Genomic DNA, 18,828 nt, shown 5'->3' on the forward strand with positions numbered 1-18,828 from the left:
ACTCAATATAAAAAGCGACCTATGGGTCGCTTTTATTTTATGAGGGGTAGTACATTTGTAACACAACAGTTTATATGAAAACAGCACATACAATTCTTATAGGTTTGATAGGGTTTTCATTTTTATACTACGGTATAAGTTGCTTGTCTTCTAATTTTATGACGGAAGAGTTTAAGCGTTTTGGGTTGTCACCCGTGCAACGCAAGATTACGGGCATTGCCCAAATCACTGGGGCTATAGGCATTATAACCGGTTTTTTTTACACGCCATTACAAGTTGCGGCACTTGTTGGCATTTCACTTCTTATGCTATTGGGATGGTTTGTAAGACTTCGCATAAAAGATAGCTTTATTGCCTCACTACCCGCGTTTACGTTTTTTGTCCTCAATGCCTACTTAGCCTATTATCTTATCGCTATTAGATAAGAATTATTAAAACTGAAATTGCCAGAAATAAGAATGCTGGAAATGACTTTTTAAGAGGGTCACCTACCTTAAGGTGCATAGCGATAGCTCCAGCCATCATTATCGCAATACCTAATGCGCTATAAAATTCTAACGGACTATAAAAAATTGAAACTAGTAAACCTACAGCCAGTAAGCATTTTATAGTTCCTACAATCTTCATTGTACTTTCTGATAGTCCATAGTGTGCAAACTCTTCTTTGAGCGTGCTCGCATTACCGCCTCTCCATTGTGAAGATGTACCCGTGCGCAGTAACCATACGTTTAAGATGCTTAGTCCTACAATACACTTTAAGATAATTGATAAATAATCCATTTTTTAATTTTCTTTGATTAGTTGTTTATAAATTTAGCGTTTTTATTAAACAAGGATTTACATATTGTGATAATTATAAGAAGGTATAACCGTAACTTTATACCTTTATTAAGAACACGCTATAATCATTAACAAATTTTTAGAAATGAGTCTCACATCATCATCTACTATAGAATATAATGTTTACGGAAAAACACTTATAGGCTGCTGTACAGACCCAATGACGGGTTATTTTAGAGATGGTTATTGTCGTACAGCTACTGTAGATAGAGGGACACACGTGGTTTGTGCTGTTATGACCGAGGCATTTTTAAACTACACAAAGACTAGAGGAAATGATCTCTCTACTCCTATACCTCAATATAATTTTCCCGGTCTTAAGCCTAATGATGGATGGTGCCTTTGTATAATGCGCTGGCTAGAAGCAGAAAAAGCTGGGGTTGCTCCCCTACTCAATCTTGCAGCCACTCATCAAAAAGCACTAGAGTATACAACTATTGAGGTGCTAGAGGCTTACGCTTTATAATCTTCACCCTATATTTTTGCTTGATAGGTATATAGATCATAATACCTTCCCTCCTGCGATATGAGCGTATCGTGAGTACCCTGCTCAGCAATACGACCATCTTCTATGACTAGAATCTGATCTGCTTTTTTTATTGTACTTAGTCTATGAGCTATCACAATGGTTGTTCTATCTTTTACAAGCTCAGAAAGCGATTTTTGAATAAGCGCTTCACTCTCTGTATCGAGATTTGAGGTTGCCTCATCTAGTATGATTATTTTTGGGTCCGCAAGTATTGCTCTTGCTATGGCAATGCGCTGGCGCTGACCTCCAGAAAGTTTTACCCCACGTTCTCCTATTAATGTATCTAGACCTTCCTCAAAGCGATCTGTAAACTCATTTACATAACCTGCTTTTACAGCCTTTAATAAGCGTTCTTCACTAGCATTTGGTCTGGGAAAGAGTATATTCTCACGTATAGTTCCCTCAAATAGGAATTCGTCTTGAAGAACGACCCCTAAATTTTGTCTGTAACTTGATAGCTGTACTCGAGACAAGTCATTACCATCTACAGATACTTCTCCAGATTGCGGATTTAAAAATGTAGCCGCCAGGCCTGCAATGGTAGATTTTCCAGATCCGGAGCTTCCCACTAGTGCAACTGTTGTACCCGCTTTTGCTTCAAATGAGATATTATGTATCACTTGTTTGCTTTTCTCGTAAGAGAAAGAAACATTATCAAACTTGATATCACCGTGTAATTTATCAAGTGTTATATCACGATTACCTAGCTCGTCTTCTGGTGTCATATTCATTAACTCCTCAGTACGATCTAGACCCGCAAGTGCCTCCGTGAGTTGGCTACCTATATTACTCATTTGCACAATGGGAGCGATCATAAAACCAAGTAAGAGTGTAAAAAATAAAAACTCACCGGTGGTCATCTCTCCTTGTATCATAAAATAACCTCCTATACCCATTATACCTACAGAGGCAAGACCTAGTAAAAATGTAGAACTACTGGTCATTACAGCTGTTGCAGTAAGACTTTTCTTTACATTTTGGAAAAGCATATCTACACCTTCTTCAAAAGTTTTGTTTTCTTGTGCCTCTGCTCCAAAACCTTTAATCACGCGCACTCCTGCAAGTGTTTCTGTAAGTCTTCCTTTTACCTGAGCATTTATTTTACCTCGGTTTCTAAAGATAGGACGTATGTACTTAAATGCTCGCAACGCTACATAGCCAAAAATGGCTACTGGTAGAAAGACAAATAACGTCATTAAGGCATTAATTCTTATTAATAACACAAGTGATACTATGGCAGTAATAGTACCTCCTACAAGCTGAACAAGCCCTGTGCCTATTAAATTACGTACTCCTTCTACATCACTCATAATACGAGAAACTAGGGCTCCAGACTTAGAATTATCAAAAAAACTTATAGGTAGTGACAGTACCTTTTTTTGAACTTGAGCTCTTAATTCTGATATGAGGTATTGTGCTTGCACACTTAGTATGCGCGTGAGTAAAAATGAGGTTACAGCCTGTATGAGTAATGCAAAACCTACGAGCCAGAGCAGATCATAAAGAGCACTCATATCCTTATTAGGAATAATGTCATCCAGTAGAGCCTTAGATTTCCAAGGTAAAATAAGGCTGGCAAGTCTACCTATAACTATTAATATGAGGCCTATAAATACTAACTTTCGGCGTGGCCAAATAATAGATGTAAAGGCAGATGCTATAGTGACTTTACTTTTTTTTTCTTTTTCCTTTGTCATAGGGTAAAGCTAGTTATAAATGCGCTTTCGCGAAAGCGTACTCATATCCATTAATCACCACAAGAAAGGCACAAACTTGGTAAAGAGCTTACTTTAGATTTTTTGTGCGTCATAAACGATTACCTTTTCCCAAAGATGTTCACATTCTTTTATAAAGACCTTATGTGCAGCTTCATCTTGATAAGCCTTTTGTGCCTGTGCTGAGTCAAAACTAAGTACTAAATTATATGTAAAACTATCATCTACTACGGCTCTGGTTGCTTGAGGTGGAGTGCCTATAAAATTAGTCTTTGCATATTGAGAAGTATTTAAAAAGGTACGCAGAGATTTTTCAAACAGAAGGTGATCCTCCTTTGTTGTGCCTGCTTTAAACCAGAAGTAAACCACGTGTACATATGTAGGGTCAAAATGTGACTCTTTCTCATTAATATTTGTACTCTGTGTGTCCTTAATGTTACTATTTTCTGTTTTTGTGTGGGTATCACAAGAAACATAACACATTAATAATAAGAGTATAACAACATTAATTCTTTTCATACCGAATATTTTTGTTTATAAATGTAACAAAATAGAAAATTCTACGTATAAGTTTATTAGAGGCCTTAGAGTAAGCATCTAGAAAGTACAAGTATTTATTATTTGTTTCTGCTTTTGGGCTATACATTAACAGGTTTAGTTAAATAGTTGTTTGTATTACTTATTTCGGCTATACTAGACCATATATAAATATAATTATACCATATGAGACAACTCAAAATCACCAAGCAGGTTACTAACAGAGAGACGAAATCCCTGAATAATTATCTTCAGGATGTGAGCAAGATAGATTTGATTACTGCCGAAGAGGAGGTTGAGTTAGCACAGCGTATTCAAAAAGGAGATGAGCGAGCACTAGATGCACTTACACGCGCAAACCTTCGTTTTGTTATATCTGTAGCAAAGCAATATCAAAACCAAGGTCTATCACTATCTGACCTTATTAATGAAGGAAACGTAGGTCTTGTAAAAGCTGCAAAACGTTTTGACGAGACAAGAGGTTTCAAATTTATATCATACGCAGTATGGTGGATTAGACAATCTATCTTACAAGCTATTGCAGAGCACGCGCGTACGGTACGTTTACCTCTTAATAAAATTGGAGAAATAAGTAAGATTAACAAAGCAATGGTTTACTTACAGCAGGTACACGAGCGTAAGCCTACCTCTGGTGAGATTGCAAAGTATCTTGATATCTCTGAAGAGAAAGTAAAAATATCTCTTAAGAATGTGAGCCGCAGCCTTAGTATGGATGCGCCATTTGCCGAAGGAGAAAATGATAACAACCTTTATGACGTATTAAGTTCTAGTGAGTCACCTCGCCCAGATAGAGAGCTTATGCAAGAGTCACTAAGTATTGAGATCAATAGAGCGCTAGATACGCTTACAGAAAAAGAAGCAGAGGTTGTACGCCTTAACTACGGTTTAGGTAATCAACCAGCGATGACACTTCAAGAAATAGGTGATATTTTTGACCTAAGTCGTGAGCGTGTACGCCAGATTAGAGAGAAAGCAATCAAAAGATTGCGTCACACATCTAAGAGTAAAATTCTAATGAAATACTTAGGATAGTACTTCATTCTAATTCATAAAAAAAGCCCGTTAATACGGGCTTTTTTAGTTTAGTAGGTTAGATAAAAGTGCCAATTTGGGATAAAGCACTTATCAAATCATTAAATCAATATATGAATTGGGGTATTCGCAAATTAATCAACTTCTTTATGATGGTGTAAATATAAAAGATGTTTTTAAAGCTCACAAGCTTTTTGTGTATTTAATCGTTATAAAATGCACTTTATCGATAAATTGGAATTTTAATGTTAAATAAAGACTACCATAAAGTTATTATTGATGATAATTAAACCTTTTACAACTTAAAGAGTCCAATAACTAAGTAAAGCTTACTAAAATAGAAGAACAACAGCTCATAGCATCCCTCCAGAAGGACGAAACTAGGTCCTTCTCATTATTACTTGACACGTATCAAAAGCCACTTTACTGGCATATACGAGGTATTGTAAAAAATCACGAAGATGCAGATGATGTGCTTCAAAATGTTTTTATAAAAGTTTACAAGAGTATAAAAAACTTTAAAGGTGATAGTAAACTGTACACCTGGCTTTATAGAATTGCGACAAATGAATCGCTCACATTCTTGAAGAAAAGAGCAAAACAAGCCCAGATATCAAGTGAAGAGTTACAAGATAGAATAATAGAAAACTTAGAGAGTGATGTTTATTTTACTGGTAATGATATACAAATTGCACTAGAAAAAGCACTTACGCAACTACCAGAAAAGCAACGACTCGTGTTCCAGATGAAGTATTACCAAGATATGAAATATGATGATATAAGCGAGATACTGGGCACCTCTGTGGGCGCTCTAAAAAGTTCTTATCACATTGCGACCAAGAAACTAACCAGTATTCTAACCAGTGATTAAACCTTTAGATATTTAAAATGTCTTATTAGTAACGTGAAAACAGAAAACAACATACCAAAACATCGAGGGTTCAATACTCCAGAAAACTATTTTCAAGAGAGTAAAGAGCATTTATTAAATCAGATAAGACTTGATGATCAGTTATCAGATAGCAGCTCATCTAGATTTGATGTGCCAGACGACTATTTTGCAACTAGTATGGAAGCTATTTTAGATACGCTTTCGCGAAAGCGTACTGAAGATCTTTCTAATAGTAATGACACCGAAACTAAAGTCATTATTTTAAAACAGTACCTCTACCCTATTGCTGGTATTGCTGCTGCATTACTCCTGCTAGTTAGTATATTATGGACGCAGGTACAAAGCTCATCTGGTGATGATATCACTACAATAGCTGCATATTTTGATGATGAAGCCACCGACTTAGAAGGCATAGAATTTGCAGAGTGGCTCACAGAAGACGATATAAATGACCTTCAAAATGATCTTGCCCTAGATGAATCTATTATTATAGATTATCTAGATGAGCGCTTAGATGGTTTTGATTTATACATAGATTAATTATGAAAATATATATAACATTAGTACTCACATTTATCATAGCTACAACAACAATAGCACAAGAGGATAAAGAAAGTAAACGAGAGAAAATTAAAGCGCTTAAAGTTGCTTTTATAACTGAGCGATTAGAGCTTACAACAGATGAGGCTCAAACTTTCTGGCCTGTTTATAATGTTTATGACGGCCGTGTAAATGATATTTATGACACCGAGCGTAAGGTTATGCGAGAGCTCAGAACAGATTTTGACACAATGGATGAGGCTGCAGCCACAAAAACGTTACAAACTATACAATCACTAGAAAAGCAAAAGCTCGATGCACGCGCTGAGTTATTGAGCGGTCTTAAAGATAAAATAACATCAAAGAAGACCTTAGTTCTCTTTAAAGCAGAAAACGATTTTAGACGAGATCTTATACGTAAACTTCGCGGTGATAAAGGCCGTAATCGTGGTAATAGATAGTTTTAGTTAATTGTATTTCTTTTAAATGTAAGTTTTGCAAGGGCATTACGCCCTCCAGCATAAGCTATACTATCATTTGCAAACCTAAAGCTTAAAAAGGGAGCATCTGAGATTTGTGACCAACTTTCTCCGCCATCTTTTGAGTAAGAAATACCTGTAAATCCTGAGGCTATAATTTCTTGTCCATTAGAGTTAGGTACGTATTGCACACAGCTCTTATAACCATCATTTGCTCCAGAGGCAATAACTTTCCAATTTTTACCACCATTAGCAGTTATAGCAATATTATCGTTGTTATCTTGAGCTTGCTCATAATCTCCTCCGTATATAATACCGTGATTTTCATCATAAAAATCCATTGTATAAGCACCTAGTGTACTTTTACCTTGAGCAACAGGCGTGTTGTAAATAGTCCAACTTCTACCCTTATCTCCAGAATAATAAACACGTGAAGTGCCTCCACCAGTAATAATCCAGGTCTTATCTCCTATGGTTTTTATGTTTGTATTACTAGCAGCAAAAGCACCTTCAGAAGCTATTTGATTAGGTAAAGAGCTACACGCTAGCTTGCCCCAACTTAAACCTCCATCTCTTGTGATAATGATAGAGAGACAACCATCTAGTGAATCACCTACGGCGATACCTTCATTATCATTCCAGAACGTCATAGCATCATAAAATACTTTTTCGTTTTGCTCTGTATAGACTAGGGTTACCGCGTTACTCTCTTTATCATATCTATATAATAATGCGGGGTTCCCTATAGACAAAATGTAGAATGCCTTACTGGTACTTGCTATACTTCTAAAAGATGGATTATTACCTAAAAAATCTATTCTTCCCTTATTGGTAACTTCATATTGTGATGCAATATCTGCATCTGTTGTCTTTGTATTAGCAAGATTGAGTTTATAAATTCCATAATGCCCATCACTACCAGCATACATTACAGCATCTTCTGCAACCTCAATCGCTCTTATACTCGTACTATCTTGATGTAAAAATTCTATTTCAACCTCAGAAAAAGGGATAATAGGCTCGTTGTCTGATTTTTGTGCAGTTTTAGTTTCCTGTTTACAAGAAAGCGTTGCAAGTAATATAAGTGATAAAATAGATAGGAATCTCATTGTCAAAATTTTAGTAAAAATAGTACTATTCATTAAAGAACCAATACCTTTGCAGCTTCAAAATATAGTATGAAATTACACAGAAATCTAGTCTTTGCAGCAGTAGATGCATTGGGAATGATATTTAATGATGGAGAGCAAGCAGATAAAGTACTGCGCAAGGTTCTCAAATTTGACAAACGATGGGGCTCGAGAGATCGTAGCTTTATAGCAGAGACTGTCTATGATATTGTAAGATGGAAACGTCTTTACTCTGAAATTGCAGAGGTAAAAGCACCATATAGTAGACCTAATTTATTTAGGTTATTTGCAGTGTGGGCCACACTACGAGGTATTGAGGTGCCAGATTGGAAACAAATGGAGCCTATCCCTACTCGCCGTATTAAAGGACGTTTTGATGAATTATCAAAAATTAGAAAGTACAAGGAGTCTATTCCAGACTGGATGGACGAGATGGGTGAAAAAGCACTTGGAAAGAAATGGGGAGCAGAGCTAGCAGCACTTAACACGCAAGCTCAGGTTGTATTACGAGCAAATTCTCTCAAAGCTACGGTAAAAGAAGTACGTAATACTCTTGCAGACCAAGATATAGATACAAAAATTCTAGATACTCACCCAGATGCACTCGAACTTGTAGAGCGCAAAAATGTATTTACTTCTGAGGCGTTTAAAAATGGATTTTTTGAGGTACAAGATGCATCTTCTCAAAAAGTTGCTCGTATGCTAGAGGTAGAACCGGGTATGCGTGTGGTAGATGCTTGTGCAGGAGCTGGTGGTAAGACACTTCATCTAGCTGCTCTTATGGAAAACAAAGGGCAAATAATAGCAATGGATATTTATGCCGGAAAGCTTAGAGAGCTCAAAAGAAGATCTAAGCGTGCAGGAGCACATAATATCGAGACAAGAGAAATTACCTCTACTAAAGTATTTAAAAAGCTATACAACTCTGCAGATCGTGTTCTGATTGATGCTCCTTGTACAGGTCTAGGTACAATAAAACGTAACCCAGATTTAAAATGGAAATTACAACCAGAGTTTGTAGATAAGGTGGTACAGCGTCAAGCAGACATACTTCAAAACTACAGCAAGATTGTAAAAGATGGTGGTAAGATGGTGTATGCTACCTGTTCTATTTTACCCAGAGAAAATCAAGAACAAGTACAAGCATTTTTGGCTACAGAACAGGGGCAGAAATTTCAATTAGAAAAAGAAGAAACAGTAAGCCCAGCAAAATCTGGATATGATGGATTTTATATGGCTTTGCTTTCGCGAAAGCAATAAAAAGAAGACTATGAAAAGATATTTCTCACTTTTATTTTTACTCCTCCCCTTTATAAGTATTGCTCAACAATCGTATTATGATGATACGGCTGTATATCTTACGGGTACAGAATTGTTGCAAGAGCTGCGATTAAAACTTTCTGTTTATAATGAAAATTATACTTACGGAGATTTTAGAGATACCACCAAAATTACAGATGCTAACCCTGAGGATGACTCTGAGGTTTTACTTATTTATGGTTTTAATGATAACGATGGTAACTGTACCACAGATATTACGAGATCAAATAATGATTTTGGTGGAGATAACTGTGAGTATAATAGAGAGCATACCTTCCCACGTAGCTTAGCAAACCCTCCTATGGGTTCGGCTAGTAATAGTAGTAATGGTATCGTAGCAGATCCCCATAACTTACGACCTAGTGATGTACAACGCAATGGAAACAGAGGCTCAAAAAAGTTTAACGATGGCACTGGAAACTCTGGTGATGTAGGTTCTGGAGACTGGTACCCAGGTGATGAATGGAAAGGTGATGTTGCACGAGCGATGATGTATATGTATGTTCGCTACGGCGAGCAATGCCTGCCTTCACTTGTAGGACAAGGTCCATTACAGGGTGACACACAAATGTTACAGCTATTTTTAGAATGGAATGTAGAAGATCCAGTATCTGACGTAGAGATGCAACGTAACGACCCTCTAGAGGCAGAATATGGTAATAGAAATCCTTTTATAGACAACCCTATACTGGCTACAAATATTTGGGGAGGCGAACCTGCTGAGGATTTTTGGGGAGAGCTCTCTGCTCCTTCTTCTGAATTTATAGAGGCTAGCATTTTTCCTAACCCAGCAAATACGGTGGTTCAAGTTGAAAGCAATCAAGATATTACTTCTTTAAAAATATATAACTTATTAGGACAAGTTTTATATAATGAGACTACCTCTAACCATAAAAGATATAAAACGCTAGACGTTTCAAATCTTTCATCTGGTATGTATATATTACAAATTAATGATGCTTCAAAGAGACTAGTCATAAAATAGTTTACATAACTACATCTAGTTATTTGAAAAACAAAAAGGGATAGACCGCGAGGTCTATCCCTTTTTGTTTAAGCTGAAAATTGATTTTACTCAACTAGAATTTTAGCTGTTTTTACAAAGTTACCTCTTAAGTCATTTACCTTAATAACATAAATCCCTGTAGAAAGACTTGATAAGTCAAGGTTGACACGATATCCGTTTGCATCCTTGGCAATAGGTTTATACTTTAATTGTTGTCCCAAAATATTTGACAGCCCTACGTAAACTCGACCATCAAAATTTGTAGTAAGCATCACATCAAAATTATTATTTTCAAGTTTAGTTACCGTGAGATCAGAAAAGTCTACACTTAGATCGTCTACAGTAAGTGTAGATTCCACAGTAGTTGTAGCCGCATTATTAGTACCATTAGAGTCAGATGCAAGTAATGTTCTTGCTTCGATGTCATAGGTTGTGATTTCGCTTAAATCTGCTTGCTGTGAAAAAGTATAAGAAATAGATGATCCAGGACCTATTGCAGTATCAATAGTTTCTACAACTGGAGTACCTCCATTAACAGTATACTGTACATCAAAATCAATTTGCTCTAAAGAACCAAAATTTGACATCTCGATGGTAACATCTTGATTACCTAGCTCAACACCAGACTCTGGTGCTGTGATAGCAACTACACCGATATCTGCTGTTTGAAGTTGATCTGTGATTACCACCGTATAATCTTGTACTTCTCCAAATGAAAAATCACTACAAGGATTATTTATATCACCATTTGCAGATGTATCAATTGCTTTTGCACGAAGTCTGTGAGAACCTAGAGCCGCTCCTACAGGTATAGTAAGTGTAAAGTCTTCTAATACATTTGATGATTGAAAAAATTCACCAGCTATAAGCTGTTCTTCTGGTTCAAAACCTCCATTATCATTAAAATCAATCCAAACAGAAAGCGCTTCAACACCGGCTCCGCCTCCCCAGTTTTGTCTTGCTCTTAATGTATATACATTTGACCCTGCAAGATTACTTAATTCTGTACTAAGGTCTGTCCTATCTGCATATCCAGCTGGGCTGCCGTCTGGCTCAGTATTACAACCATCAGCCCCATCATCTGCACTTATAGTATTAAGAATAAATTGCTTAATACCGTCTACATTACAACCACTTAATGCAGTAGGTAGGCAAACTTGATTCTCAATAGTCGTAGAAAAGGCATCATTTGATTCTACTTGATCACCTGTTAAAGCAGTTTCAATCACAAAATCATAAGAACCTATGCTAGAAAGATCTACAGTGGTAGCAAAGGAGAATGAAGCTGTGCTAGCTGCAGCTAGAGTCTCAGTATAAGTCTCTACAATAGGAGTACTTCCATTTATTGTGTATTGTACAGGGAATCCTGTTTGATCTTGAGAACCAAAGTTTGTAATATCTACAGTTATAGTTTCAACATCTGTTAGTCCCGATGCATCTACAGGTGCTACTAGTGCTGTGACCCCTACATCTGCCATAAAGAGGTGCATTACTTCTTTAATCGCAGAGTCGTTAACAGCAGCCTGATCTCCAGATAAGCCCGTTGTAGCTTCAAGCATATAAGTCTGTCCTTCTGTAGACATATCTGCTGTAGCAGTAAATGTGTAATTTATAGCAGTACCCGGTTCAATAGGCCCAGCGATAACTTCATTTGCAATCTCGACACCGTCTAAAGTTAAGGTGACCGGAATATCACTTTGAGCTACTGTTCCAAAGTTGCGTACGGTAACTTCTACAGTTTCTGCATTGGTAAGGGCTCCATCTTCAGGAGTTACTATAGAAAGGACACCTAAATCTGTTTCAAAACCAGCAGAAAGATTAAAAGACGCGATGCGTGTATTCCAAAAATTGTCAGCAGAAAAATATTCTGATGTATGCCAAAATGTGAAATTATCTGGATCCATAGTAAGGTGAGAATAATCTCCAAAGCGGTTTGTATTAGACTGTATTCCTCCACCTTCTACTATGATTTGTTCAGCTGCCGTCATTTCTCCAGGTGCATCACCGTCAAAACGTCCAGTATAGCTTATCCCTACTTCTTGATCTGGACCACCTACATTAAAAGCAAGACCTATGTTACCCTGTGCATCCATTGCTCCACTTCCCATAAATCTACTATTACCATCATCTGGTGCATAAGTTCCTTCTTGGAATATTGACCAAGGCTCTGTGTCGCTATTACGCAACTCTATCCAGCGTATTCCAGAAGTCGTATTATCACTATTTACATCAACATTAAAAGTGATAAGCCAAGAGTTGTGATCTTCAAAAGTTCTATAATTTGCTGCATATGAAATAATACCACTTAGCATATCAATTTTATTCGTAGTTCCTGGTTGATTAAGTTCTCCCGCTCCAAAAGGTGCAAGAAAAGAATCAAAAGGAGCTGTTGGTATTTCTAATGGTGCAGATACTGTTGAGTTTGCTGAGTTATCGAAGTCTATATCTAGTTCCCATACTTTAAGGTGGTCAAAAGCCGCACCCCAACCATCATCTTGTAAATAAACAATGTAACCTGGGACATCACCCTGAGGAAATGAAAATCCTGTTAAGTTCGCTGGTTCTGGGCTGAATACTGTATTAGGATTTGCAATAACACCAGGTAAATTAAAACCTTGTATTGCTGGATTTGCTTCACCAGCAAGTAAAGCATCACGATCTAATGCATATGTGGTTGCACCACTCTTATTTGATGTAAGGTAATATGCATCTGGCCAGATTGCATAGTGTGGATAATCTGGAAATGAATCTAGTGGATATTCATATAAGAAATAAGCCCCTGTAGGATCTGGAGTTTCAGATATACCTATAATTAATGCATTGTTAGACGTTTGAAATTGACTCACAAACCATCTATCTGCAAGGTGATCATACATTATAATAGGATCTCCATTATTATCACCGTTTCCTAAAAACTCTCCTAATGATGTGGGCCCTGCGAGTAGGTTACCTGTTTTATCATATATTTTAATAACCAAATTAACACCTTGTACATAGTGATTAGGTCCTACAGCGCCAGATGGATCTGGTGGTGTAGCTTGACCTTCAGAAGCATTTGCTCCGTCAAAGTTCACTATGGGCGCATAGCTCATATTTTCTCCCATCGTACGCTGCCCTATTGGATCTCCATTAAGTGGTAACGCATTTTCTGATGCGCCGGGTGACACACCAAAATTATTTTCTACAATATTGAGTTCAGAAAATCCATAACTTGGACTTGAAGAAAGAGTGGGGAAATCTCGTAGGGGTTCAGTTTTACCTAAATAAGTTCCAGTGCCTACAGTAGAAACAGGTTGTGCTTCTTGTGCAAATACCGACATACTCATTACTAGTAAAGAAATTGCAAGTAATTTTCTTATCATTTTTGTGTTGTTTATAGTTGTATATCAGAAAGATACAACATAATAATAATTTATTCACAGTTGTGGTTAACAACTCACTTAATAAACATTTCAATCTCCTTAATTCCTACCTTTAACATAAATAAATATTGAGTAATTTTACTTTTTCAAAAACACACAACAAAACCACTCGGATGATCCACTTTTTTGGTAACCCTCAGAGCACTGTGTATGCGGTGCAAACTACACAAGACTTTACACAAGAAGATATTGCTAAGCTTGTATGGCTTTTTGGCAACTCCCCACAAATTGAAGCGTCTACTATTGACGCTTTTTTTATTGGCCCTCGTGCAGCTATGATTACTCCGTGGAGTACAAATGCGGTTGAGATTACCCAAAATATGGGTATTAGGGGTATTGTGAGAATAGAAGAGTTTGCTTTCGCGAAAGCGGAAACAACTTTTGACCCAATGATATCTCAACAGTTTGAATCATTAGACCAAACTATTTTTGATATTGAGGTTACACCAGAAGAAATTCTTCCTGTAACAGACATTGCAGCATATAATGAAAAAGAAGGGTTATCGCTTAGTGATGAGGAAGTGACATATCTAGAAGGCGTAGCAGCCAAAATAGGAAGACCACTTACAGACTCAGAAGTTTTTGGTTTTAGCCAAGTAAATTCTGAGCACTGTCGTCACAAGATTTTTAATGGAACGTTTGTGATAGACGGAGAAGAAATGCCATCTTCACTATTTAAGCTTATTAAAAAGACCTCTGCCGAAAATCCGAATACGATTGTCTCTGCTTATAAAGATAATGTTGCCTTTATAGAAGGACCTAAGGCTACTCAGTTTGCGCCAAATACGGCAGACAAACCAGATTACTACACAGAAAAAGAGTTTGAATCTGTGATTTCTATTAAAGCTGAGACTCACAACTTCCCTACTACGGTTGAGCCATTTAATGGTGCGGCTACAGGTTCTGGTGGTGAGATAAGAGATAGACTAGCTGGTGGTAAAGGATCTTTACCACTAGCAGGTACTGCTGTGTATATGACGCCGTACTCAAGGCTAGAGCAAGACCGCCCGTGGGAACAGGGTATGCAAGAAAGAAAGTGGCTTTATCAAAACCCAATAGACCTTCTTATAAAAGCATCAAATGGAGCTTCAGACTTTGGTAATAAATTTGGACAACCACTTATAGCCGGTTCAGTTCTCACTTTTGAGCATCAAGAAGATGGGCAACGTCTAGGTTATGACAAGGTAATTATGCAAGCCGGGGGTATAGGCTACGGAAAGAAAGAACAGGCACTAAAAGACACACCTCAAGATGGTGACAAAATTGTAATACTAGGTGGTGAGAATTATAGAATAGGTATGGGTGGTGCTGCAGTATCAAGTGCAGATACAGGAGCTCTAGACTCTGGTATTGAACTTAATGCCGTACAACGCTCTAATCCTGAAATGCAAAAGCGTGCTGCAAATGCTGTACGTGGTATGGTGGAGAGTGATGTAAATCCTATTGTATCTATTCACGATCACGGTGCTGGTGGACACTTAAACTGTCTGTCAGAACTTGTAGAAGATACTGGGGGGCTTATAGATTTAGATAAACTTCCTATAGGTGACCCTACCCTATCTGCAAAAGAGATTATAGGTAACGAGTCTCAAGAGCGTATGGGACTAGTTATAGGAAAGGAAGACATTGATACATTACAACGTATAGCAGATCGCGAAAGATCTCCTATGTATGAAGTAGGAGATGTCACGACAGATCATAGATTTACATTTAAAAGTGCTACCACAGGAAAAAGTCCTATGGATTTACACCTAGATGATATGTTTGGTAGTTCGCCCAAAACCGTAATGACAGATGTTACGGTAGCACGTAATTATAAAGAGCCTACTTATGAGTTAGGTAAGATACACGACTATTTAGAGCAGGTCTTGCAGCTAGAAGCAGTAGCTTGTAAAGACTGGCTTACTAACAAAGTAGATCGCTGTGTAGGTGGTAGAGTTGCAAAGCAACAATGTGTAGGACCATTACAACTTCCTTTAAATAATGTAGGTGTAATGGCTATGGATTTTAAGAGTATAGAAGGTATTGCAACCTCTATAGGTCATTCACCTGTTTCTGGACTTATAAACCCTGTAGCTGGTAGTAAAAACAGTATCGCAGAGTCACTTACTAATATTGTTTGGGCACCACTTACAGATGGATTAAAGTCTGTGAGTCTATCTGCAAACTGGATGTGGCCTTGTAAAAACGAAGGTGAAGATGCTAGACTTTACAAAGCAGTAGAAGCTATATCTGAGATGGCTATTAACCTAGGTATAAACGTACCTACAGGTAAAGACAGTCTCTCTATGAAGCAAAAATATCCAGATGGAGATGTGATTGCTCCAGGTACCGTTGTTATAAGTGCCGCAGGTAGTTGTAATAATATCAATCAAGTAGTAGAGCCAGTGCTCCAAAAGAATGGCGGTGCTATTTATTACATTAATATGTCTGGTGATAGTCATAAACTAGGTGGTTCTAGTTTTGCACAAGTATGCCATAGCATAGGTAATGAAGCTCCTACCGTTGTAAGTGATAATAACTTCAAAACAGTTTTTAACACATTACAGGATTTAATAAAAGATAATAAAATACAAGCAGGACACGATGTAGCTAGTGGTGGTCTTATAACTACACTACTTGAACTTTGCTTTGCAGATACAAATCTTGGTGCAAATCTTGATCTCACAGAAATAGGAGAACAAGATCTCATAAAATTACTCTTCTCAGAAAATGCTGGTGTTGTCTTTCAGGCAGATGCTGGTGTAGAAGATGTTCTTACAGCAAATAATGTAGCCTTCTTTAAAATAGGAAATGTAACAGATACCGCAGAGCTTGTAATTAAAAGCAATGGTGTCGAGATGGGTCTTAACGTGAGTTCACTGCGTGATACTTGGTTCAAAACTTCATTTTTATTAGATAATAAGCAAACGGCAAATGGACTTGCTCAAGATCGTTTTGATAACTATAAAAATCAAGCGCTAGATTATACATTCCCTGTACACTTTACAGGTAAAAAACCAGTACTTGACACAGGTAAACCTAGACCTAAAGCAGCTATACTAAGAGAGAAAGGAAGTAACTCTGAGCGTGAGATGGCAAACGCAATGTACCTAGCTGGTTTTGATGTTAAGGATGTGCATATGACAGACTTAATAGAAGGACGTGAGACGCTAGAAGACATTCAGTTTTTAGGAGCTGTAGGTGGTTTTTCAAATAGTGATGTGCTTGGATCTGCAAAGGGTTGGGCAGGTGCTATAAAATATAATGAGAAGGCAAATAGGGCCATAAAGAATTTCTTTGCTCGTGAGGATACGCTCTCAGTAGGTATTTGTAATGGTTGCCAGTTGTTTTTAGAACTTGACCTTATCAATCCAGAGCATAAGCAACTTGCAAAGATGTCTCATAATGATAGTCACAAGCACGAGAGCAATTTTACCTCTGTAAAAATTGAAAAGAACAATAGTGTAATGTTATCTTCACTAGAAGGTACTACGCTAGGCGTATGGATATCACACGGAGAAGGTAAGTTTAACTTACCTATGGGCAAAGATGCTTATGATATTGTAGCAACCTACGGTTATGAAGGGTACCCTGCAAATCCTAATGGATCTGACTTTAATACCGCAATGATTTGTGACACCACAGGGCGTCACCTTGCAACTATGCCGCACATAGAGCGATCTACATTCCCTTGGAACTGGGCACACTACCCTGCTCAACATACAGACGAGGTAAGCCCTTGGCTAGAGGCTTTTGTAAATGCAAGACTTTGGGTAGAGAAGAATAAATAAGAAAGCAACATCGCATATGTATACACTCCCACGCTCTTTTAAAGATAGTGGGAGTTTTTATTTTGCTTTCGCGAAAGCGTATATTTACTCAAACCACCACACTCTATAATCCTGGAAAAACAAAATATCATAGCACAAATTTTTAAGAACGTCGATCTTGATAGTATATCCGTAAACCTTATAAATCAAGGTATGGAGCGCATTGAAGTAAAAAAAGGAGAAATTCTTATAGATGTAAACCAGGTTGTAATAGATCAATACTATGTGCACAGTGGCTGTCTACGCTCCTATTTTACAGATACTGTGGGTAAGGAACACACACTTATGTTTGCCATAAATGACTGGTGGATAAGTGACTATACAGCATACTTTACAAAGGCGCCAGCCATAGTCACTTTAGAGTGTCTTCAAGATGCGGTTATTTATAAATTACCTAAGGAAAAATTAGATAATCTCTACAAGAACATCCCATCGCTAGAATCCTTTTTTAGAAAGAAAATGGAAGGAGCTTTTGCTAGTTTTCAGAAGCGTATTCTGGGTAATATCTCCTTATCTGCCAGGGAGCGTTACCACAGTTTTATTACCACCTACCCTACTATAGAAAAAACAGTAAAGAACTACCATATAGCATCTTACTTAGGCATAACTACCGAAAGCTTAAGCCGCATACGCAAGGAAATTGCTAAAGGATAGTTAAAAACCCCTTTTATTATCATAAATCAATTTTTTGAAGAATTGAGCCCCGTATTTTTGTATTAAGAAATTGATACAAATGAAAAAAACGCTCACAGCGATTGTATTACTTGCGGTTGCATTGTCTTGTAAACAAGCAAATGAAACCGAAGTAACTACTTTAACTAATGTAGAATCAAAAAAAGAAAATACTATGAAAAAGGTACTATTTGTTTTAACAAGTCACGAAGACTTAGGAGACACAGGAGAAAAAACTGGATTTTGGGTAGAGGAGTTTGCTGCTCCATATTACCTACTTAAGGACAAAGGTGTAGACATCACACTTGCTTCGCCTAAAGGAGGACAACCACCTATAGACCCAAAAAGTAATACAGAAGACGCACAAACACCTGCAACCAAAAGATACTTTGCAGATCAAGAAACGCAAGATATACTTGCTGCTACTATTAAGCTAGAGACGGTTAGTCAAGAAGATTATGACGCGGTATTTTATCCAGGAGGACACGGGCCATTATGGGACCTTGCAGAAGATAAAAATTCAATTGCTCTTATAGAGAGTTTCTATGCTCATAATAAGCCAGTAGCTGCTGTATGTCACGCTCCTGCAGTGTTCAAAAATACAAAAAATGAAGATGGATCTCCACTAGTAAAAGGAAAAACGGTAACAGGCTTTACAAATTCTGAAGAGGAAGCTGTACAGCTTGCAGATGTAGTTCCATTCTTAGTAGAAGATATGCTTAAGGCAAATGGTGCAAAATATGAGAAGGTCGCAGACTGGGGTGAGTTTGCTGTAGAAGATGGACTTCTTATCACAGGTCAAAACCCAGCATCATCTGAGTTAGTGGCAGAAAAATTATTACATAAATTATCCCTATAATTCCCTCTAAAATAGTGGATAA

The 18,828-nt window shown here is 37.4% G+C and carries 16 protein-coding genes; 11 read left to right on the plus strand and 5 right to left on the minus strand.

What is annotated here, in order from left to right; genetic code table 11:
• Window positions 1-74 precede the first annotated feature (74 nt).
• Window positions 75-425 (plus strand): DoxX family protein, encoded by a 351-nt coding sequence (locus ACFO5T_RS00105; RefSeq protein ID WP_380030983.1) that lies wholly within the window; start codon window positions 75-77, stop codon window positions 423-425.
• On the opposite strand, the gene ACFO5T_RS00110 is transcribed toward ACFO5T_RS00105, so the two are convergent.
• Window positions 418-780, minus strand: coding sequence for a DoxX family protein (locus ACFO5T_RS00110; RefSeq protein WP_380030985.1), 363 nt, complete (start codon window positions 778-780; stop codon window positions 418-420). The two genes, ACFO5T_RS00105 and ACFO5T_RS00110, sit on opposite strands and share 8 nt — an antisense overlap.
• A gap of 145 nt (window positions 781-925) precedes the next feature.
• On the opposite strand from ACFO5T_RS00110, the gene ACFO5T_RS00115 reads away from it, so the two are divergent.
• Window positions 926-1,306: a DUF2237 family protein gene (locus tag ACFO5T_RS00115; RefSeq protein WP_380030987.1), complete on the plus strand. Its 381-nt coding sequence runs from the start codon at window positions 926-928 to the stop codon at window positions 1,304-1,306.
• Window positions 1,307-1,314: 8 nt separating this feature from the next.
• Here the strand turns inward: ACFO5T_RS00115 and ACFO5T_RS00120 are convergent, their stop codons facing one another.
• Entirely contained in the window at window positions 1,315-3,066 is a 1,752-nt protein-coding gene (locus ACFO5T_RS00120; RefSeq protein ID WP_380030989.1) for an ABC transporter ATP-binding protein, read from the minus strand.
• Between the two features lie 93 nt (window positions 3,067-3,159).
• Entirely contained in the window at window positions 3,160-3,603 is a 444-nt protein-coding gene (locus ACFO5T_RS00125) for a Dabb family protein (RefSeq protein ID WP_380030991.1), read from the minus strand.
• A gap of 204 nt (window positions 3,604-3,807) precedes the next feature.
• On the opposite strand from ACFO5T_RS00125, the gene ACFO5T_RS00130 reads away from it, so the two are divergent.
• The 4 genes from ACFO5T_RS00130 (at window position 3,808) to ACFO5T_RS00145 (ending at window position 6,567) form a co-directional block, all read left to right on the plus strand.
• Window positions 3,808-4,674, plus strand: coding sequence for a sigma-70 family RNA polymerase sigma factor (locus ACFO5T_RS00130; protein WP_013752207.1), 867 nt, complete (start codon window positions 3,808-3,810; stop codon window positions 4,672-4,674).
• A 355-nt stretch (window positions 4,675-5,029) separates the two neighbouring features.
• Window positions 5,030-5,545, plus strand: coding sequence for an RNA polymerase sigma factor (locus ACFO5T_RS00135; RefSeq protein WP_316930998.1), 516 nt, complete (start codon window positions 5,030-5,032; stop codon window positions 5,543-5,545).
• A 33-nt stretch (window positions 5,546-5,578) separates the two neighbouring features.
• Complete coding sequence (locus ACFO5T_RS00140; RefSeq protein WP_380030993.1) at window positions 5,579-6,106, plus strand: hypothetical protein; 528 nt, start codon at window positions 5,579-5,581, stop codon at window positions 6,104-6,106.
• A gap of 2 nt (window positions 6,107-6,108) precedes the next feature.
• Entirely contained in the window at window positions 6,109-6,567 is a 459-nt protein-coding gene (locus ACFO5T_RS00145; RefSeq protein WP_380030995.1) for a hypothetical protein, read from the plus strand.
• Window positions 6,568-6,569: 2 nt separating this feature from the next.
• Here ACFO5T_RS00145 and ACFO5T_RS00150 read toward each other — a convergent pair whose 3' ends face one another.
• Window positions 6,570-7,694, minus strand: a complete 1,125-nt coding sequence (locus tag ACFO5T_RS00150) for a WD40/YVTN/BNR-like repeat-containing protein (protein ID WP_380030997.1) — start codon at window positions 7,692-7,694, stop codon at window positions 6,570-6,572.
• A 69-nt stretch (window positions 7,695-7,763) separates the two neighbouring features.
• Between ACFO5T_RS00150 and ACFO5T_RS00155 the strand changes: the two genes are divergently transcribed.
• The gene (locus tag ACFO5T_RS00155; protein ID WP_375252375.1) at window positions 7,764-8,975 is read left to right on the plus strand and encodes an RsmB/NOP family class I SAM-dependent RNA methyltransferase; all 1,212 of its coding nucleotides are present in this window, start codon (window positions 7,764-7,766) and stop codon (window positions 8,973-8,975) included.
• A gap of 10 nt (window positions 8,976-8,985) precedes the next feature.
• The gene (locus tag ACFO5T_RS00160) at window positions 8,986-10,020 is read left to right on the plus strand and encodes an endonuclease (protein WP_380031001.1); all 1,035 of its coding nucleotides are present in this window, start codon (window positions 8,986-8,988) and stop codon (window positions 10,018-10,020) included.
• Window positions 10,021-10,106: 86 nt separating this feature from the next.
• On the opposite strand, the gene ACFO5T_RS00165 is transcribed toward ACFO5T_RS00160, so the two are convergent.
• Window positions 10,107-13,403 carry a GEVED domain-containing protein gene (locus tag ACFO5T_RS00165; RefSeq protein WP_380031003.1) on the minus strand — a complete coding sequence of 1,099 codons (3,297 nt, stop codon included), beginning with the start codon at window positions 13,401-13,403 and terminating at the stop codon, window positions 10,107-10,109.
• Window positions 13,404-13,576: 173 nt separating this feature from the next.
• On the opposite strand from ACFO5T_RS00165, the gene purL reads away from it, so the two are divergent.
• From purL to ACFO5T_RS00180, 3 genes are all read left to right on the plus strand, one after another.
• Entirely contained in the window at window positions 13,577-17,236 is a 3,660-nt protein-coding gene (purL, locus tag ACFO5T_RS00170; protein ID WP_380031005.1) for a phosphoribosylformylglycinamidine synthase, read from the plus strand.
• Between the two features lie 192 nt (window positions 17,237-17,428).
• Complete coding sequence (locus ACFO5T_RS00175) at window positions 17,429-17,929, plus strand: Crp/Fnr family transcriptional regulator (RefSeq protein WP_380031007.1); 501 nt, start codon at window positions 17,429-17,431, stop codon at window positions 17,927-17,929.
• 79 nt (window positions 17,930-18,008) lie between these two features.
• Window positions 18,009-18,806, plus strand: coding sequence for a type 1 glutamine amidotransferase domain-containing protein (locus tag ACFO5T_RS00180; protein ID WP_380031009.1), 798 nt, complete (start codon window positions 18,009-18,011; stop codon window positions 18,804-18,806).
• The last annotated feature ends 22 nt before the right edge of the window (window positions 18,807-18,828 follow it).

Source organism: Dokdonia genika, from assembly GCF_042652845.1.
Lineage (GTDB): Bacteria > Bacteroidota > Bacteroidia > Flavobacteriales > Flavobacteriaceae > Dokdonia > Dokdonia donghaensis.